At 64.8% G+C, this 20,727-nt stretch carries 22 protein-coding genes; 12 read left to right on the top strand and 10 right to left on the bottom strand.

Going from position 1 to position 20,727, the window contains the following annotated elements; all coding sequences use genetic code 11:
- The first annotated feature begins 49 nt into the window (after window positions 1-49).
- Window positions 50-961 (top strand): Bug family tripartite tricarboxylate transporter substrate binding protein, encoded by a 912-nt coding sequence (locus tag AC5I5I_RS02045; RefSeq protein ID WP_495969450.1) that lies wholly within the window; start codon window positions 50-52, stop codon window positions 959-961.
- Window position 962: 1 nt separating this feature from the next.
- Here AC5I5I_RS02045 and AC5I5I_RS02040 read toward each other — a convergent pair whose 3' ends face one another.
- Both AC5I5I_RS02040 and AC5I5I_RS02035 read right to left on the bottom strand, forming a co-directional pair.
- Window positions 963-1,913, bottom strand: coding sequence for an amidohydrolase family protein (locus tag AC5I5I_RS02040; RefSeq protein WP_495969449.1), 951 nt, complete (start codon window positions 1,911-1,913; stop codon window positions 963-965).
- 39 nt (window positions 1,914-1,952) lie between these two features.
- Window positions 1,953-2,741, bottom strand: a complete 789-nt coding sequence (locus AC5I5I_RS02035; RefSeq protein ID WP_495969448.1) for a cyclase family protein — start codon at window positions 2,739-2,741, stop codon at window positions 1,953-1,955.
- Between the two features lie 99 nt (window positions 2,742-2,840).
- On the opposite strand from AC5I5I_RS02035, the gene AC5I5I_RS02030 reads away from it, so the two are divergent.
- Genes AC5I5I_RS02030 through AC5I5I_RS02015 form a run of 4 tightly spaced genes read left to right on the top strand, consistent with a single transcriptional unit; the run spans window position 2,841 to window position 6,271 of the window.
- Window positions 2,841-3,788: a Bug family tripartite tricarboxylate transporter substrate binding protein gene (locus tag AC5I5I_RS02030; RefSeq protein ID WP_495969447.1), complete on the top strand. Its 948-nt coding sequence runs from the start codon at window positions 2,841-2,843 to the stop codon at window positions 3,786-3,788.
- Between the two features lie 27 nt (window positions 3,789-3,815).
- Entirely contained in the window at window positions 3,816-4,673 is an 858-nt protein-coding gene (locus tag AC5I5I_RS02025; protein WP_495969446.1) for a MaoC/PaaZ C-terminal domain-containing protein, read from the top strand.
- Entirely contained in the window at window positions 4,673-5,833 is a 1,161-nt protein-coding gene (locus AC5I5I_RS02020) for an acyl-CoA dehydrogenase family protein (RefSeq protein ID WP_495969445.1), read from the top strand. Before AC5I5I_RS02025 ends, AC5I5I_RS02020 begins: the two co-directional genes overlap by 1 nt.
- A 12-nt stretch (window positions 5,834-5,845) precedes the next feature.
- Window positions 5,846-6,271 (top strand): cupin domain-containing protein, encoded by a 426-nt coding sequence (locus tag AC5I5I_RS02015; protein WP_495758296.1) that lies wholly within the window; start codon window positions 5,846-5,848, stop codon window positions 6,269-6,271.
- Window positions 6,272-6,273: 2 nt separating this feature from the next.
- Here AC5I5I_RS02015 and AC5I5I_RS02010 read toward each other — a convergent pair whose 3' ends face one another.
- Entirely contained in the window at window positions 6,274-6,993 is a 720-nt protein-coding gene (locus AC5I5I_RS02010) for a hypothetical protein (protein ID WP_495758295.1), read from the bottom strand.
- 192 nt (window positions 6,994-7,185) lie between these two features.
- Here AC5I5I_RS02010 and AC5I5I_RS02005 point away from each other — a divergent pair, with 192 nt between their 5' ends.
- On the top strand, window positions 7,186-7,446 hold the full coding sequence (locus AC5I5I_RS02005) for a PepSY domain-containing protein (protein ID WP_495758294.1): 261 nt from the start codon (window positions 7,186-7,188) through the stop codon (window positions 7,444-7,446).
- 30 nt (window positions 7,447-7,476) lie between these two features.
- On the opposite strand, the gene AC5I5I_RS02000 is transcribed toward AC5I5I_RS02005, so the two are convergent.
- Together AC5I5I_RS02000 and AC5I5I_RS01995 are read right to left on the bottom strand one after the other, a co-directional pair.
- The gene (locus AC5I5I_RS02000; protein WP_495969444.1) at window positions 7,477-8,202 is read right to left on the bottom strand and encodes a beta-ketoacyl-ACP reductase; all 726 of its coding nucleotides are present in this window, start codon (window positions 8,200-8,202) and stop codon (window positions 7,477-7,479) included.
- A gap of 171 nt (window positions 8,203-8,373) precedes the next feature.
- Window positions 8,374-9,552 carry an acetyl-CoA C-acetyltransferase gene (locus AC5I5I_RS01995; RefSeq protein ID WP_495969443.1) on the bottom strand — a complete coding sequence of 393 codons (1,179 nt, stop codon included), beginning with the start codon at window positions 9,550-9,552 and terminating at the stop codon, window positions 8,374-8,376.
- A gap of 181 nt (window positions 9,553-9,733) precedes the next feature.
- Here AC5I5I_RS01995 and phaR point away from each other — a divergent pair, with 181 nt between their 5' ends.
- Window positions 9,734-10,330, top strand: a complete 597-nt coding sequence (gene phaR, locus AC5I5I_RS01990; protein WP_495969442.1) for a polyhydroxyalkanoate synthesis repressor PhaR — start codon at window positions 9,734-9,736, stop codon at window positions 10,328-10,330.
- A gap of 19 nt (window positions 10,331-10,349) precedes the next feature.
- Here the strand turns inward: phaR and AC5I5I_RS01985 are convergent, their stop codons facing one another.
- Complete coding sequence (locus AC5I5I_RS01985; protein WP_495969441.1) at window positions 10,350-12,128, bottom strand: EAL domain-containing protein; 1,779 nt, start codon at window positions 12,126-12,128, stop codon at window positions 10,350-10,352.
- A 241-nt stretch (window positions 12,129-12,369) separates the two neighbouring features.
- On the opposite strand from AC5I5I_RS01985, the gene AC5I5I_RS01980 reads away from it, so the two are divergent.
- Window positions 12,370-12,699: a hypothetical protein gene (locus AC5I5I_RS01980; RefSeq protein WP_495969440.1), complete on the top strand. Its 330-nt coding sequence runs from the start codon at window positions 12,370-12,372 to the stop codon at window positions 12,697-12,699.
- 12 nt (window positions 12,700-12,711) lie between these two features.
- On the opposite strand, the gene ggt is transcribed toward AC5I5I_RS01980, so the two are convergent.
- From ggt to mtgA, 4 genes are all read right to left on the bottom strand, one after another.
- On the bottom strand, window positions 12,712-14,295 hold the full coding sequence (ggt, locus tag AC5I5I_RS01975) for a gamma-glutamyltransferase (protein WP_495969439.1): 1,584 nt from the start codon (window positions 14,293-14,295) through the stop codon (window positions 12,712-12,714).
- Window positions 14,296-14,324: 29 nt separating this feature from the next.
- Window positions 14,325-14,738: a hypothetical protein gene (locus tag AC5I5I_RS01970; protein WP_495969438.1), complete on the bottom strand. Its 414-nt coding sequence runs from the start codon at window positions 14,736-14,738 to the stop codon at window positions 14,325-14,327.
- 81 nt (window positions 14,739-14,819) lie between these two features.
- The gene (gene rpmF, locus AC5I5I_RS01965) at window positions 14,820-15,008 is read right to left on the bottom strand and encodes a 50S ribosomal protein L32 (protein WP_325706119.1); all 189 of its coding nucleotides are present in this window, start codon (window positions 15,006-15,008) and stop codon (window positions 14,820-14,822) included.
- A gap of 113 nt (window positions 15,009-15,121) precedes the next feature.
- The gene (gene mtgA / locus AC5I5I_RS01960; RefSeq protein WP_495969437.1) at window positions 15,122-15,868 is read right to left on the bottom strand and encodes a monofunctional biosynthetic peptidoglycan transglycosylase; all 747 of its coding nucleotides are present in this window, start codon (window positions 15,866-15,868) and stop codon (window positions 15,122-15,124) included.
- 83 nt (window positions 15,869-15,951) lie between these two features.
- Between mtgA and AC5I5I_RS01955 the strand changes: the two genes are divergently transcribed.
- From AC5I5I_RS01955 to AC5I5I_RS01940, 4 genes are all read left to right on the top strand, one after another.
- On the top strand, window positions 15,952-16,881 hold the full coding sequence (locus AC5I5I_RS01955) for a polyprenyl synthetase family protein (RefSeq protein ID WP_495969436.1): 930 nt from the start codon (window positions 15,952-15,954) through the stop codon (window positions 16,879-16,881).
- A gap of 132 nt (window positions 16,882-17,013) precedes the next feature.
- Window positions 17,014-18,681: an efflux RND transporter periplasmic adaptor subunit gene (locus AC5I5I_RS01950; RefSeq protein WP_495969435.1), complete on the top strand. Its 1,668-nt coding sequence runs from the start codon at window positions 17,014-17,016 to the stop codon at window positions 18,679-18,681.
- A 25-nt stretch (window positions 18,682-18,706) separates the two neighbouring features.
- The gene (locus AC5I5I_RS01945; RefSeq protein WP_495758594.1) at window positions 18,707-19,459 is read left to right on the top strand and encodes an ABC transporter ATP-binding protein; all 753 of its coding nucleotides are present in this window, start codon (window positions 18,707-18,709) and stop codon (window positions 19,457-19,459) included.
- On the top strand, window positions 19,456-20,688 hold the full coding sequence (locus AC5I5I_RS01940; RefSeq protein ID WP_495969434.1) for an ABC transporter permease: 1,233 nt from the start codon (window positions 19,456-19,458) through the stop codon (window positions 20,686-20,688). The genes AC5I5I_RS01945 and AC5I5I_RS01940 overlap by 4 nt, the downstream gene beginning before the upstream one ends.
- The last annotated feature ends 39 nt before the right edge of the window (window positions 20,689-20,727 follow it).

Genomic DNA, 20,727 nt, shown 5'->3' with positions numbered 1-20,727 from the left:
TCCAAAACTCCTTTTTTGTGTCGCATTGGGTCTTGCGCCAGCATCAGCAGTGCAGGCACAGACCTATCCCTCCGCTCCCGTGAAGATGATCACGCAGGGAGCGCCGGCCAGCGGCCCGGATGTCGTGGCGCGCATCGTCGCCGACGAATTGTCGCGGCGCTGGAAGCAGCAGATCGTCATCCTCAATGCGACCGGTGCCGGCGGCAGCGTAGCCGCTAAGCAGGCCATCCAGGCGGAGCCGGACGGTTACACGCTATACGTCCCGGCTGCGTCGGCCTTCATCGTGATGCCGGAGATGTTTCCAACCTTGAAGATCGATATGCTTGGCGATTTCGTGCCGCTCGGTTTGCTCGCCGAGCAGCCTTTTGTGATCGCCGTGTCCCCATCGTTGAACGTCAATTCGCTGGCCGATCTCGTCAAGCTCTCCAAGGAGAAGGCAGGGACGTTGAACTTTGCTGCCAATGCGCGCGGGACCCTGCCGCATCTCACTGCCGAGCGCATCAAATCGCAGGCCGGCATCGATATGACCTACATTCCCTATCCCGGTGCGGCGGCTGGGTTGCAGGATCTGCTCGGTGGACGAATCTCGGTGATCGTCGAGGGTCTTGGGACGCTGCTCGGATCGATCCAGAACGGCTCACTCAAGCCGCTGGCCGTATCCTCGCTGACGCGGCTGGAGAATTTTCCGAATATCCCGACGGTGGCCGAGACGCTGCCGGGCTTCCAGGCGACCGGCTGGTTCGCGCTGGTGGCGCCGCGCGGTACGCCGGACGCGATCGTGCAGCAGGTCAATCGCGACCTGAATGCCGTTCTGGACTCGCCGTCCGTGAAGGACAAGCTCGGTGCGATGGCGACGCAGGTGCGGCCGATGTCACTGGCCGACACGACCGCCTTCCTGCGCAACGAGCAGGCGGTGTGGCGACCGGTCGTAAAGCAGATCGGCTTCGCCCCGCAAAAATAAGCTACCCCGCTGCAAGTCCGGGGAACAGTCGCTGCGCGTTCTCGTAGGACACCGCGCGCCGGGTGGCTTCGTCGAACTTCGGCGATTTCGCAAGGAAGTCGATGCCCTGCGGGATCACCGTTGGCAACATGAAGGGATGATCGCTGCCGTAGAGCAGGTGATCGCGCGGCGCAATGGCAAGCAAGGTGTCGATCGCGTGCGGATGCGATACCGCGGTGACGTCGAAATAAAGCGACCGGAAATCGGCCATGACCTCGTGTGCCGTCACCGGGCTGCGTGCGAACCGCACCATGTGCCGCGCGATGCGCGGCACCAAAAGAGGCAAGGTGCCGCCGCCATGCGAGACGATCATGCGAACGTTGGGAAACCGGCGCAGCGTACCGGATGACACCAGATTGAGAATCATCCGCGTGGTATCGAACGGATACTCGACCGTCGGCGCCGGGAAGCCCAACTGCGACATGTCGAAACCGGGCGGCGCGACTGGGTGCACGTAGACCACGGCCTTGCGGCGGTCGAGTTCGTCAAACAGCGGATCAAGACGGCTGTCGCCCGGATAAATCCCGCCGAAATTCGTATAAAGGCCGATCCCGTCGAATTTCAGGGTATCGAGCACGTAGGCTGTTTCCCGCAGCGCCGCGTCGATATCGGGAAGCGGCAGCAAACCAAAACCGCGAAAGCGGCGCGGATGGCTCGCGACAATGCCGGCCAGTTCGTCGTTGATGTCGCGCGTCAAAGAGCGGGCCGCCTCGCCAGTCACGAAGTCGATCCCCGGCGCGGAGATTGACAGAATCTGGGTATCGATCCCGCACCGGTCCATCAGTGCGAGGGCGCTGTCGGGCGACCAGTCCGGCAACGGGAAGCCGTCGACGTCTTCAATCCCGGCCGCGCGCATTGCGGTCAGATAATTTTCGGTCAGGAAGTGCGCATGGATATCGATCAGGCCGGGCATAGTCGATGATCCCCTTGTTTGGATGCGTTCAGGTCGCTGTCACTCTTCCAGGATCGCCACCGCTCGCGTCCAGCCGGCCGAGCCGCCCTTCACCTTGACCGGGAAGCACGACACCGTGAAGCCGTCCGCCGGAAGGCTTTCCAGATTGTGCAGCTTCTCGATATGGCAATAGCCGATATCGCGGCCGGCCTTGTGGCCCTCCCAGATGATCGATGCGTCGTGATCCTTCGCGTAGCGCTGCGCGGTGAAGGAGAATGGCGCGTCCCAGCTCCAGCCATCGATGCCCGTGACACGCACGCCGCGCTCGGTCAGATAAAGCGTTGCGTCGCGGCCCATGCCGCAGCCTGAATCGACATAATCGGGCTGACCGTATTTCATGCCGGCCGCGGTGTTGACCAGCACGATTTCCAGCGGCTTCAGCGTATGGCCGATGCGCTTCAGCTCCGCTTCGACATCCTGCGCCGTCACCACATAGCCTGCGGGGAAATGCCGGAAGTCGAGTTTCACGCCCGGCTGCAGGCACCAGTCGAGCGGAACCTGGTCGATGGTCATCGCCGGCTTGGGCGCGCCGAGCGCATGATCCATGGTCGGATGGTAATGCCACGGCGCGTCGAGATGGGTGCCGTTGTGCGTCGTGATCTCGACCTTCTCCAGGGCCCAGCCCGCGCCGTCCGGCAGATCGTCCGCCTGCAATCCGGGGAAGAAGCCGCGGATGCGCTCAATCGTCTCATGATGCCGCAGATACTGGATCTTCGGCAGCGCAACCGGCGGATCGCTGGCGACATCGCTTTCGAGCGGGATCGAGATATCGATGATGCGGCGCGGCATGTCCTGTCCTCAACGTTCCGAGGCTTGCAAACCACGGCCTGAGAAGGGATACAAGCGCCCAAGCTGAATACGAGCCTTACGAGAAACGGGAGTGAGACAATGATCAGGACGATGCTGTCAACGGCAGCGGCCCTGCTGGTGATGACCGGCGTGGCCCCCGCGCAGAAATATCCCTCCCGCAATATCGAGGTCATCATTCCCTTCGCCGCCGGCGGCGGCGTGGACCTGATCGGCCGCTCCATCGCAGCGTCGCTGGCCGAGCAGCTCGGGCAAAGCGTCATCGTGCAGAACCGCGACGGCGCCGGCGGTACCATCGGCTTCGGCGCGCTCGCGGCCGCGGCGCCGGATGGCTACACGCTCGGCTTCGGTCCCTCGACGCCGATTGCCAATGCGCCTTATCTCGTCAAGGGCGTCCGCTACAATCCGGAATCGTTCGAATATATCTGCCAGGTGTTCGAGAATCCGTTCTCGATCGCCGTGGGGCCGAACTCGCCCTACAAGACCGCGCAGGATCTGCTGGCCGCCGCCAAGGACAAGAGCCTGAATTTCGGCCATGCGGGCCTGGGTTCGATTCCGCATCTCTCGGTCGAGAATTTCGCCGATGCGATGAAGATCAAGGTGCAGCATCTGCCGTTCCGCGGCGATGCCGGAATGCTGCCGGTGCTGATCAAGGGCGATCTCGATTTCGGCGCGCCGGCGCTGTCGTCGATCCGTGGCAACGACCAGATCCGTCCGCTTGTGATCTTCGCAGGCAAGCGCAGCGCGTCGTATCCCGATGTGCCGACCGCGGGCGAACTCGGTGTGAAGACGTCGGTGCCGCCCGGACAGAACGGGCTGTATGCGCCGAAGGGATTGCCGGCCGAGGTGAAAGCCGCGCTCGAGAAGGCCTGCGCGACCGCGGTCAAGTCTGACGGCGTGCTGAAAGTTGCTGGCAATACCGGCACGCCGATTGTTTATCTCGAAGGGAAAGAGTTCCACGATCAGACCGTCGCCGATTACAAGTTCAAGGGCGAACTGATCAAGCGGCTTGGGCTCGGCGCGAACTAGCGCCTTGTCGCGCCTGCAGGCCTTGCGATGCCGCTCGATCCCGAAAGGCTTCTGTCGCTGAAGCTGCCGGATATCGAGCAGCATTACGCCGAAAAAGACGTCATGCTTTACGCGCTTGGCGTCGGCCTCGGGCACGATCCGGTCGACGAGCGCGAACTCCCCTTCGTCTATGAAAAAAACCTGAAGGTGCTGCCGACCTTTCCGGTGGTGCTCGGCTTCGACCCATTCCTGCTGCGCGATAACGATGCCGGCGTGAATTTCGAAATGACGGTGCATGGCGAGGAGCACCTCATCCTGCACCGATCGCTCGCCACCTCCGGCACCATCCTCGCGCGCCTTCGCATCCTCGACGTCATCGACAAGGGCGCGGGCAAGGGCGCGTTGTTGTTGATGCAGCGCGCGATCTCCGACAAGGCGACCGGCGAACCGCTCGCCACCATTCGCCAGACCGTGTTCTGCCGTGCCGATGGCGGCTTCAGTGGTGGCACGCGGCCATCGCCGCCGGTTCATGCGCTCCCGAACCGCGCGCCGGACCTGATCTGCGATCTTCAAACGCGCCCCGAAATGGCGCTGATCTATCGGCTGTCGGCGGATGTGAACCCGCTGCATGCCGATCCGGCGGTTGCGCGTGCCGCAGGCTTCGAGCGGCCGATCCTGCAGGGGCTCGGCACCTTCGGCGTGGCGGGCCATGCAATCCTGCGCAGCGTCTGCGATTACGATCCCGCGCGCTTGAGGTCCATCGCCGGGCGCTTCTCCGCGCCGGTTTATCCCGGCGAGACCGTCCGCACGGAGATGTGGCGCGACGGCGATGTCGTGAGTTTCCGCGCGCGTGTGGTCGAGCGCGATGCTGTCGCGATCAACAATGGCCGCGCGGAGGTGGATTGATGCGTGACGACGACGACGATCTTGCCGCGATCCGCAGCAGCGTGCGCGCATTATGCGCCGATTTTCCCGGCGAATATTGGCGCGTACTCGATCGCGAGCGCACTTATCCCACCGCATTCGTCGACGCGCTGACCAATGCCGGATTCCTCGCGGCGCTGATCCCGGAGCAATATGGCGGCAGCGGATTGTCGATGCGCGCCGCGGCGGTGATCATGGAAGAAATCCATGCGTCCGGCTGCAACGGTGCGGCCTGTCACGCGCAGATGTACACGATGGGCACCGTGCTGCGTCACGGCAGCGACGCCCAGAAGCGCGATTATCTGCCGGCGATCGCGCGCGGCGAGTTGCGGCTGCAGGCTTTCGGCGTCACCGAGCCGACTTCGGGGACGGACACGCTGTCGCTGCGCACCACCGCGACCCGGGACGGCGACGCGTACGTCATCAACGGCCAGAAAATCTGGACCTCGCGCGCCGAATATTCCGACCTGATGCTGCTGCTGGCGCGCACCACGCCGCGCGATCAGGTGCAGAAACGCACCGACGGCCTCTCCGTGTTGCTGGTCGACATGCGCGCTGTGAAAGGAAAGGGTCTCGACATCCGCCCGATCCGCACCATGATGAATCACGCCACCACGGAAGTTTTCTTCGACAACATGCGGGTGCCGGCGTCGTCGCTGATCGGCGAGGAGGGCAGGGGCTTCCGCTACATCCTGTCCGGCATGAATGCCGAGCGCATCCTGATTGCGGCCGAATGCATCGGCGACGCGAAATGGTTCATTGCTAAGGCGTCGGCCTATGCGAAAGACCGCAACGTGTTCGGCCGGCCGATCGGCCAGAACCAGGGCGTGCAGTTTCCGATCGCGCGTGCCTATGCGCAGATGCGCGCCGCCGAATTGATGGTGCGTGAGGCCGCCGAGCGTTATGAAAGCGGCGCCGATGTCGGCGAGGAGGCCAACATGGCGAAATTGCTTGCGGCCGATGCATCATGGGGGGCCGCCGACATGTGCGTGCAGACCTTCGGGGGCTTCGGCTTCGCCGAGGAATATGACGTCGAGCGAAAGTTTCGTGAGACGCGGCTGTATCAGGTGGCGCCGATCTCGACCAACCTGATCCTGTCCTATATTGCCGAACATGTGCTCGGCTTGCCGCGCTCGTATTGAGGGCCCGATCCCATGTCCGTCACCGCCGCCGACATCATTCGCCTGCTCGATCTCAAGCCGCATCCGGAGGGCGGGCACTATTGCGAGACCTTCCGCGACAGCCGAACCGATCACACCGGCCGCGCATACTCGACCGCGATCTATTTCCTGCTGGCGCGCGGTGAGCGCTCGCACTGGCACAAGGTGGACGCCGTCGAGACCTGGCACTGGCATGCCGGCGCACCCCTCCGCCTCGACATCCACGACAGCGGCACGCGCACCACACTCATCCTGGGGTCCGATCTTGCGGCCGGTGAGCGGCCGCAGGGCATCGTGCCGACGCATGCGTGGCAGGCCGCCGAGTCGTTGGGCGACTGGACGCTGGTCGGCTGCACGGTCGCACCCGGTTTTGAGTTTTCCGGCTTCGAACTCGCCCCGAAAGGCTGGTCTCCAGGGTAAGTTTATCCGCGCGTGCGCAGCGCCGAGCGGTAGACGCGCGGCCCGTAATAGCTGAGCCGCGGCGTCAGCAACCGCAAAGCGGGCAGCATCACCAGCCCGGCGAGCGATGCCTGCAACACCATGCAGGCGGCATGGACGGTGCCGGCCTGGAACGCGGTCACGGCAACCGGTGCGGCGAACGCGGCGGCAGCCGTGGCTGCGACATGCCCGATCCCCCAGGCGAAGCCGGACAGCATGGTCCAGCCGAACAATCCGAAGGCCGCGCGTCGCAGGCTCAGCGCCTCGGCAGCGCCGATGACGATTCCATAAACGAATCCGGACAGCAGAATTGGCGTCGCGGTGTGGGCGGCAGTCTGCAGGTTCGATACGGCAGAGGTGAGACCGGGAAGCGCCTCCGGGGCCGGCGGGAGAAAGAACACGCTGACCGCCGCGATCGCGCCGCACCACAACAGCATCGAGAAGCGTGCGAGTTGTTCGCGCAGCAGGCCGCCGCGCAGATATCCGAAGGTCAGGCCATAGACGCAGGCGACCGCAAGGCCTGTCGCGAATGTCACCGTCGCGGCGTCGAGGTCTGGCGAGATGTCCTTCAGGCTGCGTCCCAATGCGCCAATGGCCGCAGCCGCGCCGAGGCACAGGACCTGCGCCACCGGATAGGCCAGGAGCCAACGCTTCGCTCGTCCGGACGAGGATCGCTCGCCCGGAAGGACGTAGGAATAGGACATGGACTGCGCCTCCGGCACACTTGATGTGCGTGAGTCGCAGCAAGCTTAGCGAAGGTTCAATGGCACGCGATGGCCCATGTGCCGCACCGTTGCGGCACAGTGCTCAGCCGGCGCGACGGATTGTCCCGCCTGTGGAAACATTCAGTGTGGGACGAGTTCAGTTTCCTGACCAAGCCATACCAGGAGACTGTCATGCTGAAGCCGGCACTCGCCATCGCCATGATCGGATTCGTTGCCATCGCGGCGGGATGGGCGGCCTCTGCACAGCAGGCACCCGCCATTTCGGTCGAACAAGCCACTAAGATCGCGCGCGATGCCGGTCTGGCGATGATACGCGAGATCGAGCTCGACGACGGCAAGTGGGAGATCGAGGGCCGAACGCAGGCCGGCGAGCGCCGCGAACTGCATATCGACGCCACCAGCGGCAAGACGCTGCGAAACGAGCGCGACTGACGCCACGCTCGTCACGCCGCGTTCGGGCGGTCAGGACATATACTGCCCGCCATTCGCCGACAGCGTCGATCCGGTGATGAATCCGGATTCGTCGGCGGCGAGGAACACCACGCAGCGCGCGATTTCCTCCGGCTCGCCGAGCCGTCCCATCGGGATATGCGGCAGGATGCTTTTCTCGAGCACGTCCTGCGGCACGGCTTTCACCATCTCGGTGCCGATATAGCCGGGACAGATCGCATTCACGGTGATGCCGCTCTTGGCGCCTTCCTGCGCGAGCGCCTTGGTGAAGCCGATCTCGCCAGCCTTGGCGGCGGAATAATTGACCTGGCCCATCTGGCCCTTCTGGCCGTTGATCGAGGAAATATTGACGATGCGGCCGAACTTGCGCGCACGCATGCCTTCGATGACGTTTCGCGTCATGTTGAACAGCGAACCGAGATTGGTGCCGATCACCGCATTCCATTGATCCGCGGTCATGCGGTGGAACATCGTGTCCTTGGTGATGCCGGCGTTATTGACCAGCACCTCGACCGGCCCGAGTTCGGCTTCAACCTGCTTGATGCCCGCGGCGCAGGCCTCGAAATTCGACACGTCCCATTTGAACACCGGGATGCCGGTTTCTGATTTGAATTTCTGGGCGGCTTCGTCGTTACCGGCATAGCTCGCCGCGACCTTGTAGCCGGCCGCCTTCAGCGCCTTGCAGATCGCTTCGCCGATCCCGCGCGTTCCCCCCGTTACCAGTGCCACCCGAGACATCTGTTCCCCCTGTTTCTTGGCCGGACGACCGATCCGGACCGCCTACACTAGAGACGTAAATGGCCGGGGCAAGCCCCGGCCATGACGCAACTCAAACTGCGGCGAAAAGCGCCGGGGCGCTGCGTCCTACGGACGCTCCAGGCACATGGTCCCGCTCGTGCCCGTCGCGTCCTACGGACGCTCCAGGCACATGGCGATCCCCATGCCGCCGCCGATGCACAACGTGGCGAGGCCCTTCTTGGCATCGCGCTTCTGCATCTCGTACAGCAGCGTGGTCAGAACCCGCGCGCCGGAGGCGCCGATCGGGTGGCCGATGGCGATGGCGCCGCCATTGACGTTGACCTTCGAGGTGTCGAGGCCGAGCTCCTTGTTCACCGCGCAGGCCTGGGCCGCGAAGGCCTCGTTGGCCTCGATCAGGTCGAGGTCGCCGACCTTCCAGCCGGCCTTTTCCAGCGCCGCGCGCGACGCCGGGATCGGGCCGGTCCCCATGATCGAGGGATCGACGCCGGCATGCGCCCAGGAGGCGATGCGGGCGAGGATCGGCCGGCCTTCCTTCTTAGCCCGCGATGCCTTCATCAGCACGACGGCGGCGGCGCCGTCGTTGATGCCGGAGGCATTGGCTGCGGTCACGGTGCCTTCCTTGTCGAAGGCCGGGCGCAGCTTGCCGATCGAATCCGGGGTCACGCCGGCCTTCGGATATTCGTCGGTGTCGACCACGACATCGCCCTTGCGGGTCTTGATCGTGACCGGCGCGATCTCGTCCTTGAACTTGCCGGCCTTCATGGCGGCTTCGGCCTTGTTCTGCGAACTGGCCGCGAACTCGTCCTGCTGCTGGCGGGTGATCTGATATTGCTTGGCCACGTTCTCGGCGGTGGTCCCCATGTGATAGCCATTGAAGGCGTCCCAGAGGCCGTCCTTGATCATGGTGTCGACCATGGCGAAATCGCCCATCTTCACGCCAGAGCGCAAATGTGCGCAATGCGGCGCCATGCTCATGGATTCCTGGCCCCCGGCGACCACGATGTCGGAATCGCCGTTGAGGATGGCCTGGTAGCCGAGCGCAACCGCCCGCAATCCCGAGCCGCACAGCTGGTTAACGCCCCAGGCCGGGCTTTCGACCGGGATTCCGGCGGCGATCGAGGCCTGCCGCGCCGGGTTCTGGCCCTGACCCGCGGTCAGGATCTGTCCCATAATGACCTCGGAGACGTCCTTTCCGTCCACTCCGGCGCGCTTCAAGGCCGCCTCGATGGCGACCTTGCCGAGCTCATGCGCCGGCAGGTTCGCGAAAGCTCCGTTGAAGGCGCCGACCGGCGTGCGCGCGGCACCCACAATGACGATGTCGTCCTGCATGAAGTTGCTCCCTGTCTGTTAGGCATCGCCATAGCATGGCGCGTTCAGCCCTCAAAACCTCCGGCCATGCGATATGGCCGGATTTGACCCGCATAAAACGGTGGCTAGGTGGATTGAAACCGCCTACTCTTTAGGTCTTGGAACCTATTCCGCATGTCAACGGGCGCCCGCAAGCGAAATCATGGCAAAATCCGACGATCCCATCACGATCAAGAAATACGCCAACCGCCGTCTCTACAATACCGGGACCAGCACCTATGTGACGCTGGAAGATCTGGCGACCATGGTGAAAGCCGGCGAAAATTTCGTCGTTTTCGACGCCAAGAGCTCCGAGGACATCACCCGCTCGGTGCTCGCCCAGATCATCTTCGAGCAGGAAAACAAGGAAGGTCAGAACCTTCTGCCGATCAATTTCCTGCGCCAGCTGATCCGGTTCTATGGCGATTCCATGCAGATGATGGTGCCGCGCTATCTTGAGGTCTCGCTGGAATCCTTCACCAAGGAACAGGAAAAGATGCGCCAGCAGATGGCGCAGGCCTTCGGTGTGGGCGTCGGCGCCAGTCCTTTCGGTCCGATGGAGGATCAGGTCCGGCGCAACATGGAGATGTTCGAAAAGGCGTTTTCCATGTTCACGCCGTTCGCCCGGGGCGGCGCCGCCGCCAATCAGGGCAAAGCCGAATCCGAAAAGACAGCCGGCGCATCAGAAGACATCGACGCGCTCAAGCGTCAGATCGAAGAGATGCAGCGGCGCATCGACCAGATCAGCGACAAGAGCTGAGCGGCTAAGCGGAGCCGGGTCACGACCGCGCCTGGTTCGGGCGCGGCGTCGGCTGATCGTGCCGCGTTTGATACCAGTCGAGCCGCGCCAGCGCGATATGTTCGCCCTGCAGATAGTCGCAGCCCCAGGCCGCGAGAATGGCGGCCGACTGTTCGTCCTGCACCCATTCGGCGACGGTTTTCAGCTTCAGGCCGCGGGCGAGGTCGAGCATGGTGCGCACGAAGGTGCGATCGTCTTCGGACCGCGCCAGGTTCTGCACGAAGGCGCCGTCGATCTTGATCAGGTCGACGCCGAGCTCGCGCAGATTGCGGAATGAGGTAAATCCGGCGCCGAAATCGTCGATCGCGATACGCGCGCCGAGATCCTTCACGCGCTGCACGAAGCCGCGGGCGTTGTCGATGTCGTGGATGGCGGTGGTTTCCGTGATCTCCACGATCAGGCGCTCGGCGACATTGTCGTGCATACGCAATGAGGCCTCGAGCCGCGACCACCAATCCGGATCCATGGTCGACGAGGCCGACACGTTGAGGCTCGCACGAAAGTCCGGATGCGCGACCATCTCCGCGACCACAAGCTCCAGCACGCGCTGATCGAGCAGGCGGGCGAGCCCGAGCGGCTCTGCGATCGGCATGATATCCGCGGCCGGCACCAGCGTGCCGTCGGGCCGGCGGATGCGCAGCAGGCATTCGTGAAAGGCCACCTCCCGGGTTTGCGCATCGACCACCGGTTCGTAGGCGATAAGGATGCGCCGTTCGTTCAGCGCATTGATGATCGTGTCGGTAGCGCGGATATTCGCGCGCCGCTGGGTCTCGCGTTCGATGCTGGGTTGATAGGACAGAAACGAACCCGGCCGCCTGTTCTTGGCGAGGTCGAGCGTTTCCTGCGCTCGCACCAGAACCTCGTCGACGGTGGCGGCGTGGCGCGGGGCGGTCACGCCACCGATCGTGCCGGTGACCGAGACCGGACCCGCCGTGGTCATCACGACGTCGTCGCGGATGGCGGTCAGAAAGCGTTCGGCGGCGACGCCGATCTCGTCCGGCGTACAGTTCTTCAGAATGATGCCGAACTTGTTGCCGGAAAAGCGGCCGATGACGTCGAGGCCGCGCATGCGACCGCGCAGGCGCTTGGCTATCACGCCGATCACCTCATCGGCCACGTCATATCCGTAAGCCCGGTTGATGCGCCCGAGATTGTCGATGGCGACCAGCAGAAAGCCGCAACAGGTTCGTGACAGCAATGCCTCGCGCAACGCTTCGGCCAGTTGCTCGGTCAGGTTCCAGCGATTGATCTCGCCGGACAGGACGTCGAAGCGCGACAGATAGGTGAGTTTCTGTTCGCGTTCGTGACGGTCGTTGATCGCGCGGATGATGCCATGCGCCTTGCATGGCTTGCCGTCCGGACCGGCGAACCAGCGGCCGGTATCCTCGATCCACAGCTTGGGTGACCGCGTATCGGACCGGATTGCATATTGAAGCTGATACGGAATTCCGGCGCCCATGTCGGCCTTTGCCGAATGCATGATCGCGTCGAACGGGGTGGTGTCGTTGGCCGGGTCGAGCAGTTTGGCGAAGCCGCGGCCGGTTGCGATCGGCGCAGTGTCGTGCAGGCCGAACAGGCGGGCTGCGCCCGCACCCCAGATCAGTGCGTCAGTATCGAGTGTCCATTCATAGGGAATTTCGCCCGCCGACTGTAGGATCGCAGCGCAGTTCAGCGTGTCCCTTGATTGAAGGCCGCCGGCAGCAACGTCGCGTTGCTGCTCACCCGGTATGGGGCGCGACCTGTTCGCTGCTCCGGTCAACATTGGCCTCGTTGATGCGCGCGTCACGATCAGGGCGGCGCCATGACAACGGAAAAGTAGTAGCGAACTCTAAAGAATCGGAAAAATCAGACGGTTGCATTCTAGGAACAACCGGGCCGGTGTGGCGTTCGTCGCATGGGGCTCGCGGCAGACAGCTTTGCGGCACAGGACTTGCGGCATAGCCCTTGCGAGTTGGAGGTTCAGGGGACGCCGATGTCCCAGTTTGACGCAGGAGCGGCCCGTGTTCGCCGACAGGATCAAACGTCCGCCCGCATTATCGCTCCCCAGCGAGGCTGCAAGCGCCCGCGCGGACGATGCCGCCCCGGACAACGCGGCGGCTGGCACCGGGTCGCGTGATCTTGCCGTGGTTAATCCGAAGCAAACGGCGCCCAGGGGCAAGCCATCGCGTTATGCCGATGCGCTGTTCCTCGCCCACGTCTTTGCCAGCAAGTTCGATGCGCCGCAGCAACGCGAGAAGCGCCGGGCCGATCCCGCCGACGCGAATGCGAGCTATCGCAAAAGCGCGAAGAAGCCGTCGAAGCTCGGACGCGTGTTGTCGAAGAAGATCTGACGCCGCGTCGCGCTAATAGCCTAGCGCGAGACCGTCCTTGCGCGGATCGGATGCGCCGATCAGCACCCCGCGGTCCCAATCGATGCGGATGGCCTGGCCGCCGCCATGCGGTAGCGCGCGGCGGGATACGTCATGACCCATGGCACGCATCGCCTGCATCACGTCATCGCTGACGCCGTTCTCCACCTCGACGCGCTCGCCCTCGAAGAACACGCGCGGCCAGTCGATCGCGGTCTGAAGATCCATGCCGTGATCGACGACGTTGGAGATGACATGCGCATGCCCCATGGCCTGATAGGCACCGCCCATCACCCCGAATGCCATGTCGACACGGCCGGCGCGCATGGCCAGAGCGGGAATGATCGTATGCAGCGGACGCTTCGACGGCCCGATGCAATTCGGATGACCCGGCGTGAGATTGAAGCCCGAGCCGCGGTGATGCAGCAGGATGCCGGTCTTGTCCGTCGCGATGCCTGAGCCGAAGGCCGAGAACAGCGAGTTGATCATGGTGACCGCATTGCGGTCCTTGTCGACCACGCAGACCAGCACCGTCGATCCCATCGGCTTGATCGCCTTCGGAAAGGACGAGCGCTTCGCCGGATCGATCATGCCGGCGAGCTTTGCCGCGAAGCCGCGATCGAGCAGCGCGTCGACACTCTCGGTCATGAGAGCAGGGTCTGCGATATTGGTGTTGCGCATCGCATAGGCGAGGCGGCTGGCTTCGATCAGGAGATGCAGCCGCTTCGCGCCATTGGCGTCGAGCGCGCCCATGTCGAAGCGCTCGAGGATATTCAGCATCACCAGCGCCGCCAGGCCCTGCCCGTTGGGCGGCAATTCGACCACATCGAGCCCGCGGTAATTCGTCGAGATCGGCGTCACCTCGTCGCCGCGATGCGCCGCGAAATCCGCCGCGGTCAGAACTCCGCCGAGCGATTGAAGCGTCGCCACCATGTCGTCGGCGATCTCGCCCTCGTAGAAGGCGCGGGCACCGTCCTTGGCCAGCGCCCGCAACGTGCGGGCCAGCGCCGGAAATCTCACGACATCGCCGGCCTTTGGCGCATGTCCGTCGACCAGTAGATGCCTCGCAGTGGCCGCGTGCTTGCTGAGCTTGGCGACCGCCAGCGACCAGTCGAGCGCGACCCGCGGCTGCACCGCGACGCCGGCTTCGGCCGCGTCGATCGCCGGCTGCAGCACGCGGCCCAGATTGAGACGGCCATGCGTCTTGATGATTTTGTCCCAGGCCTCGATCGCGCCCGGCACCGTCACGGCGTGGACCGAATCGACCGCGACGTCCTTTAGCCCCTGCGCGATCAGTGTTTCGGCGCGCATCGCCGCGCCGCTGCGGCCGGAGCCGTTATAGCCCCAGACCGGCTGGCCGGGCCGCGCCACCAGACAGAAGCAGTCGCCGCCGATGCCCGTCATATGCGGCTCGCCGACACAGGCAACCGCCATCGCGGCAACCGCCGCATCGGCGGCATTGCCGCCAGCGCGCATGATCTCCACCGCGGTCAGCGAGGCGAGCGGGTGCGAGGTCGCGACCATGCCGCCTGTGGCATAGGCCGGCGAACGGCCGGGCAGGTGAAAATCACGGGTCATGGGAGCAGCGCCGGAGGTGTTGGCACCAATCAATGCGCCATCGGAGGATGGCCATCGACGGAATAGTCGCGCGAGGCCGCGCGGATCGAGATCGAGAAGCCGCCGATCACATCGACGGCGCAGATCACGAGAAAGATCAGGAAGGTCGAGGTCGCGGCCTGCTTCACCATGATGAATTCGAGCAAGGCAGCGACGAACACCACGAACGACAACAGGTGGTCGACGATCGACTTCACGCCGAAGCGGGTGGCTTTCAGGATTTCAATGAACAGCAGCAGGATCGACAGGATGATCAGCAGATCGCCGGTGGTGACGCCGAGCGTGGCGCCGGACATCATCGGAATCGAGAACGCCGTGTCGCTGAAGCCGAGGCTGAACAGGAACGCGATCATGTTGTAGATCGCGAGCGGAACCAGCAGGAGAGGAAAGCCGACGAGATACATGGATCATGTCCTCCGGGACTTTCCCGTCCACGGCGCAATCAGCAATGCGGGCGCCGGTTTCGCGCCCACAGGACCGGTCGATCAGGCTTCGGCGCTCTTCACCTTCAGCACCTGCCGGCCCTTGTACATGCCGGTCTTCAGGTCGAGGTGGTGCGGGCGGCGGAACTCACCGGAGTCCTTGTCCTCGACATAGGCGGGCTGCTTGAGGGCGTCGGCGGACCGGCGCATCCCGCGCCGCGACGGCGAGGTTTTTCGTTTAGGAACGGCCATTTGCGGAACTCCCGAAAAAAAGACAATCCGGCCGGGACATCCCATTCAGGGGAACCCTGCCGGACCGGATGTAATGGATTGCGGCGGCTTATAGAGGAATAGAGGCGTTTGCGCTAGCGCTTTTGGCCTCCGGCCCTCACCACCCGGGGCGCCCGTCTCAGGCAGGCGTCGAGGCCAGCATTATTGGCCCGGCGCTGGTAAATCCCGGCCAGCCGGCGCACCGCAGGTCCGGGCTTCTGGGCGTCGCGGCGTCTCGGATTGGGCAGCATGGCGGCCATCAGGGCCGCCTGACGGGCGTCCAGATCGGCCGCGGAGGTCTTGAAGGCCCGGCGGGCGCCGGCTTCGGCCCCGAACTGCCCGCTCGGGCCCCATTCGGCCACGTTGAGGTAGATTTCCATGACCCTGCGTTTACCCAGGATCAGGTCCATCCAGACCGCCAGCGGCAGTTCCAGCGCCTTGCGGACATACGATCGGCCTTGCCACAGGAACAGGTTCTTGGCGGTCTGCTGGGTGATGGTCGAACCGCCCCGCAGGTCCTCCAGATCCTCTGCCTCCTTGAGGATGTCGCGCAGGCTCCGCCAGTCGATGCCGCGATGGTTACAGAATTGCCCATCCTCGGACGCGATCACGGTGCGCGGCAGCACCGGGGCGATATCCTCGAGCGGGCGCCAGATTCGCGTCACCGGCTGGAATGTTACATAGCGCCAGACCATCAGCGTGGAAACCGGGCGCACCACAAGGTAAAGCGGTGTCAGCAGATAGGGCAGCAGCAGGGCGGCGAGGACCACAAGCACCGCGACCTTCACGGCGCGGCGGAGGCGCGGACTGGAACCCGTCCATCGTTGCTGCAATAAGGTCATTAAACCGGGCCCCGGCAGACAGTCCCCCGTAGAGACTCTCCGTTAACGTGACAAGACAAGGAATGCGGCGCTGTGCCGCGAATATGGCGAATATGAAAACCAGCTTTACCAACGCACTCGATGCCGCCGCGTCCGAAACCGAAGATCTGCTCGGCACGCTGCTGTCGACGCAACCTGCTTCGGGTGAGATCGAACGCCCGCAGCGCCTGCTCGATGCGATGCGCTATTCCAGCCTCGGCGGCGGCAAACGGCTGCGGCCCTTCCTGGTCGTGGAAAGCGCGGCCCTGTTCGATGTTCCCCGCCAGCGCGGGTTGATGGCGGGCGCCGCGCTCGAATGCGTCCATTGCTATTCACTGGTCCATGACGACCTGCCGTCGATGGACAATGACGATCTGCGGCGCGGCCGGCCGACGCTGCATCGCGCCTACGACGACGCCACCGCGATCCTTGCCGGCGACTCGCTGCTCACCTTTGCCTTCGACATTCTCTCGCGTGACGAAACCCATCCCGATCCGGCGGTGCGGATCGCGCTGGTGCGCGAACTGGCGCGCGGGTCGGGGCTCGGCGGCATGGCGGGCGGACAGATGCTCGATCTCGCTGCGGAGGGCCGGTTCGGTGCGATGCCCGCGGGCGAAGAGACATTCATCATCACCATGCAGGCGATGAAGACCGGCGCGCTGCTGCACTTCGCCTGCATCGCCGGCGGCATTCTCGGCGGCGCATCGGCGGAGCAGCTTCGCGCGCTGTCGGCATACGGCCGCGCGGTCGGCACAGCCTTCCAGATTGCCGACGACCTCCTCGATGTCGAAGGCGATGCCGCGACCGTCGGCAAGGCGACCGGCAAGGATGCTGCGGTCGGTAAGGCCACGCTGGTTTCGGTGCTCGGCATCGAGGCCGCGCGGAAGCGGCTCGCGGGCGTGGTGGCGGACGCGGAGGCGGCCCTGGCGCCGTTCGGCGAGCGCGGCGCGATCCTGCGCGAAACCGCACGATTCATTGCCGCGCGCGAGAAATGAGCGTGGCCGGCATCGCCGCCGATGTGGACGCGGTTGGCGATTTTGTGTCCAATTGTGTCCGCAGGCTATCGAAAACGTAAGGTGACGACGCGCGGGTCGAGCACTACATCTGGTTCCCCGGGGTAGACGAAGATGCGCAAGTTGCCGACGATCGTTCTGGTGCTGGCCGCGCTCGGCGGCGCCGCGCTCTATTTCGTGCCCGGCTGGAATGTCGCGCCGGCGGAAGGCAGCTACCGCACCGCCAAGGCCGAACGCGGCGAGATCGTCGCCACCGTCAGCGCCACCGGCACCATCAACCCGACCACGACGGTGATCGTCGGCTCGCAATTGTCCGGGCAGGTGGTCGAGATTCTCGCCGACTACAATTCCGAAGTGAAAGCCGGCCAGGTGGTGGCGCGGCTCAATCAGGATCAGATCCGGGCACGGCTCGATGCAGCGCGCGCCGATCTCGCGCAGATGCGCGCGCAGCGGATGGTGACCGAGGGCCAGATCGAAAAGGTCAAGGCCGAGACCGAGAAGGCGCGCGCGGCTCAGGTCGACATGGAGGCGCAGGTCACGCGCAACGAGGCGCTGCTGGCCGATGCCGACCGCATCTACAAGCGCCAGAGCGACCTGCGCACGCGCGGCTTCGCCGCCGACGCCGCTGTCGATACCGCACGCGCCACCCGCGACGCGCAGGAAGCGGCGCTCGCCTCCGCGCGTGCCCAGGTCAATTCGGCAAAGGCGGCGCTGCTCGGCCTTGCCGCCGATCTGCAGGTGGCGAAAGCCAATCTCGCCGCGGTCACCGCGCAGGGCCAGCAGCGTGAGGCGGCGGTGCGGCAGATCGAGGTCGATCTCTCGAATTCGGAAATCAAGTCGCCGGTCAACGGCGTGATCGTGCAGCGTAATGTCGAACTCGGCGCAACGGTCGCGGCGTCGCTGCAGGCGCCCGAACTGTTCCGCATCGCCGACGATCTCCGCAAGATGGAGATTTCCGCCAATATCGACGAGACCGATATCGGCCGCATCAAGCCGGGCCAGCGCGTGACCTTTACCGTCAATGCGTTTCCGGGCCGCACCTTCGACGGCACCGTCAAGCAGGTGCGGCTTGGCTCGCAGAATGTGCAGAATGTGGTGATCTACACCACCATCATCTCGATCGAGAATCCGCGGCGTGAATTGCTGCCGGGGATGACCGCCAACCTGCGGGTCGAGACCGAGCGGCGCGAAGACGTGGTGCGGATCCCGAACGCGGCATTGCGCTGGAGGCCGCCGTCGCTTGCGGAGCAGCCGCTGGTCAGGAACGCCGCCGCACCGGGTGCGCCGGCTGGTGCGCCGGCCGGAGCGCCGCGCCGCGCCAGCGGTGGAAACAGCGGGGAATTCCTCGAGGCGATCAAGGCCGAGATCAAGCCCGGTGCCGACCAACTGCGCGAGATCGAAGCCGCGTTCGGCGACATGCGCAAGACCTTCATGGCGGGCGCCGGCGACAGCGACCAGAATGCGCGGCGCGAGCGCATCCTCGCCGCGCGTCGCGAGCTGGAGCAGCGCATCGCGAGCATCCTGACGCCCGAGCAGAAGTCCGCCTTCGACGAGATCGTGAAGCGGCAGGCGGTGGGTGCGGGTCAGGGGACGGCTCAATCCGGCCGGGTCTTCATCGTCGGCCGCGACGGCGAGCCGCAGGGCGTCACCATTCGTATCGGTGCGACCGATGGCGGCTCGACCGAAGTGATCGCGGGGCTGGATGCCGGCGCCGAGGTCATCGTCGGTGGCGCCGGACGGCCCGGCAGCGCGAAGAAGCGCGGTCCGAGCTTCGGCTTCTGACGATGACAGCGCGTCGGGCACCGACATGCCGCTGATCGAGACCGATCAACTGACGCGGCTCTACAGGCTCGGCGGCGAGACCGTCACCGCGCTCGATGGCGTGTCGGTGTCCGTCGACGAGGGCGATTTCGTCGCGGTTATGGGACCGTCGGGATCGGGCAAGTCGACCTTCATGAATGTGATCGGCTGTCTCGACAAGCCGAGCTCCGGGACCTACCGGCTTGACGGCGAGCTGGTATCGACGCTCAGCGCCGACGCGCTCGCCACCGTCCGCAACAAGAAGATCGGCTTCGTGTTCCAGCAATTCCATCTGCTCGACCGGCTCGATGCGCTGTCCAATGTCGAACTGCCGATGATTTATGCCGAGACCGACCGCGCCGGCCGCAAGGAGAAGGCTGTTGCGGCGCTGCAGCGGGTCGGATTGGGCGAACGCATCCATCATCGTCCGACGCAATTGTCCGGCGGCCAGCAGCAGCGTGTGGCGGTAGCGCGCGCGCTGGTGAACAATCCGAAAATGCTGCTCGCCGACGAGCCGACCGGCGCGCTCGACAGCCGGACCTCGGTCGAGATCATGGCGCTGTTCCAGGAATTGAACCGCGAGGGCACGACGGTGGTGATCGTGACGCATGAGCCGGACATCGCGGCCTATGCCAACCGGCTGATCCGTTTCCTCGACGGTCACGTGGTGTCGGATCGCCGGCATGTTCCCGTCAATGCCGACGAACGCCTGGCCGAACTGATGAAGCAGCCCCATCCGCATCATGAGGCCGCCGAATGACGAACCGCGATGCGATCGTCTCCGCACTCGACGCGCTGCGGCTGCACAAGCTGCGGAGTGCGCTGACCATGCTCGGCATCATCATCGGTGTCGGCGCCGTCATTGCGATGGTCGCGGTCGGCGGCGGTGCGCGCGAACAGGTGGTGGCGCAGATCAGAAGCCTCGGCTCGAACCTGCTGATCGTGACGCCGGGCAACGTGACGGCCGGTGGCGTGCGGATGGGGTCGGGTGCCGCGTCCACCCTGACCGATGACGATGCCGCGGCGATCATGGCGGAAGTGCCGGGGGTTCAGGTCACAGCGCCCAATATGCGCGGCTCCGGCCAGCTCGTGGCCGGCGGAATGAACTGGGCGAGTGCGCTGATCGGCATCGATGCCGGCTGGTTCGAGGCGCGTGACTGGGATGTCGAACTTGGCCGCGGCTTCGATCCCGAAGAGATCGCGCGCGGTGCGCAGGTCGCTGTTCTGGGCCAGACCGTGGCCCGCAATCTGTTCGGCGGGCTCGATCCGGTCGGGCAGGAATTGCGCATCCGCAACGTACCGTTCCGCATCGTCGGCGTGGCCGGCCGCAAGGGACAGACAACCTGGGGCCAGGACCAGGACGACGTTGTTTTCGTGCCGCTCAACACCGCGCGGCAGCGCGTGCTCGGCCGCAATCTCGCCAATGCGCGCGCGGTTGGCTCGATCTATGTGAAGGCGCTGGACGGCGAGAATTTGAGCCTGATGGAGGAGCAGGTGAAAAGTCTCCTGCGCCAGCGGCATCGTTTGCAGCCCGGTCAGGACGACGATTTCTCGATCCGCAATCTCGCCGATATCGCCGCCACCCGTGAAGCCTCGGCCCGCACGCTCGCGATCCTGCTGGCTGCTGTCGCCGGCGTGTCGCTCGCGGTCGGCGGCATCGGCATCATGAATATCATGCTGGTGTCGGTCACCGAACGCACCCGCGAGATCGGGCTTCGGCTCGCACTCGGTGCGCGGCAATGGGACATCCTGCGGCAATTCCTGTTCGAGGCGACAGGCCTCGCCGCGATCGGCGGGCTGATCGGGGTGATGCTGGGCGTTGGCGCAGCCTATCTGATCTCGAATGCTGCCGGCTGGCCGCTTCTGGTCGAGCCGGCCTCGATCGTGATCGCGGTGGTGTTCTCAGGACTGGTCGGCGTGTTCTTCGGCTGGTATCCGGCGCTGCGCGCGTCGCGCCTCGATCCGATCGAAGCGCTGCGGCATACGTGAGGCGCGGCGCCGCATTCCGCGGCGCTCACGGCCACGAAT

The organism is Pseudorhodoplanes sp. (assembly GCF_059499825.1).
Note: the sequence above shows the minus strand (reverse complement) of the source record. Positions and strands in the feature narration are given on the sequence as shown.

What these genes read in the sequence shown, in the direction of transcription:
- AC5I5I_RS01995 (WP_495969443.1), bottom strand. Translation starts at nt 9,552, where the DNA reads ATGCAGGACGACATCGTCATTGTGGGTGCCGCGCGCACGCCGGTCGGC.
- AC5I5I_RS02040 (WP_495969449.1), bottom strand. Translation starts at nt 1,913, where the DNA reads ATGCCCGGCCTGATCGATATCCATGCGCACTTCCTGACCGAAAATTAT.
- AC5I5I_RS02005 (WP_495758294.1), top strand. Translation starts at nt 7,186, where the DNA reads ATGCTGAAGCCGGCACTCGCCATCGCCATGATCGGATTCGTTGCCATC.
- AC5I5I_RS01950 (WP_495969435.1), top strand. Translation starts at nt 17,014, where the DNA reads ATGCGCAAGTTGCCGACGATCGTTCTGGTGCTGGCCGCGCTCGGCGGC.
- ggt (WP_495969439.1), bottom strand. Translation starts at nt 14,295, where the DNA reads ATGACCCGTGATTTTCACCTGCCCGGCCGTTCGCCGGCCTATGCCACA.
- AC5I5I_RS02030 (WP_495969447.1), top strand. Translation starts at nt 2,841, where the DNA reads ATGATCAGGACGATGCTGTCAACGGCAGCGGCCCTGCTGGTGATGACC.
- rpmF (WP_325706119.1), bottom strand. Translation starts at nt 15,008, where the DNA reads ATGGCCGTTCCTAAACGAAAAACCTCGCCGTCGCGGCGCGGGATGCGC.
- AC5I5I_RS02010 (WP_495758295.1), bottom strand. Translation starts at nt 6,993, where the DNA reads ATGTCCTATTCCTACGTCCTTCCGGGCGAGCGATCCTCGTCCGGACGA.
- phaR (WP_495969442.1), top strand. Translation starts at nt 9,734, where the DNA reads ATGGCAAAATCCGACGATCCCATCACGATCAAGAAATACGCCAACCGC.
- AC5I5I_RS01945 (WP_495758594.1), top strand. Translation starts at nt 18,707, where the DNA reads ATGCCGCTGATCGAGACCGATCAACTGACGCGGCTCTACAGGCTCGGC.
- AC5I5I_RS01970 (WP_495969438.1), bottom strand. Translation starts at nt 14,738, where the DNA reads ATGTATCTCGTCGGCTTTCCTCTCCTGCTGGTTCCGCTCGCGATCTAC.
- AC5I5I_RS01955 (WP_495969436.1), top strand. Translation starts at nt 15,952, where the DNA reads ATGGCGAATATGAAAACCAGCTTTACCAACGCACTCGATGCCGCCGCG.
- AC5I5I_RS01940 (WP_495969434.1), top strand. Translation starts at nt 19,456, where the DNA reads ATGACGAACCGCGATGCGATCGTCTCCGCACTCGACGCGCTGCGGCTG.
- AC5I5I_RS02000 (WP_495969444.1), bottom strand. Translation starts at nt 8,202, where the DNA reads ATGTCTCGGGTGGCACTGGTAACGGGGGGAACGCGCGGGATCGGCGAA.
- AC5I5I_RS02035 (WP_495969448.1), bottom strand. Translation starts at nt 2,741, where the DNA reads ATGCCGCGCCGCATCATCGATATCTCGATCCCGCTCGAAAGCGATGTC.
- AC5I5I_RS02025 (WP_495969446.1), top strand. Translation starts at nt 3,816, where the DNA reads ATGCCGCTCGATCCCGAAAGGCTTCTGTCGCTGAAGCTGCCGGATATC.
- mtgA (WP_495969437.1), bottom strand. Translation starts at nt 15,868, where the DNA reads ATGACCTTATTGCAGCAACGATGGACGGGTTCCAGTCCGCGCCTCCGC.
- AC5I5I_RS02015 (WP_495758296.1), top strand. Translation starts at nt 5,846, where the DNA reads ATGTCCGTCACCGCCGCCGACATCATTCGCCTGCTCGATCTCAAGCCG.
- AC5I5I_RS02020 (WP_495969445.1), top strand. Translation starts at nt 4,673, where the DNA reads ATGCGTGACGACGACGACGATCTTGCCGCGATCCGCAGCAGCGTGCGC.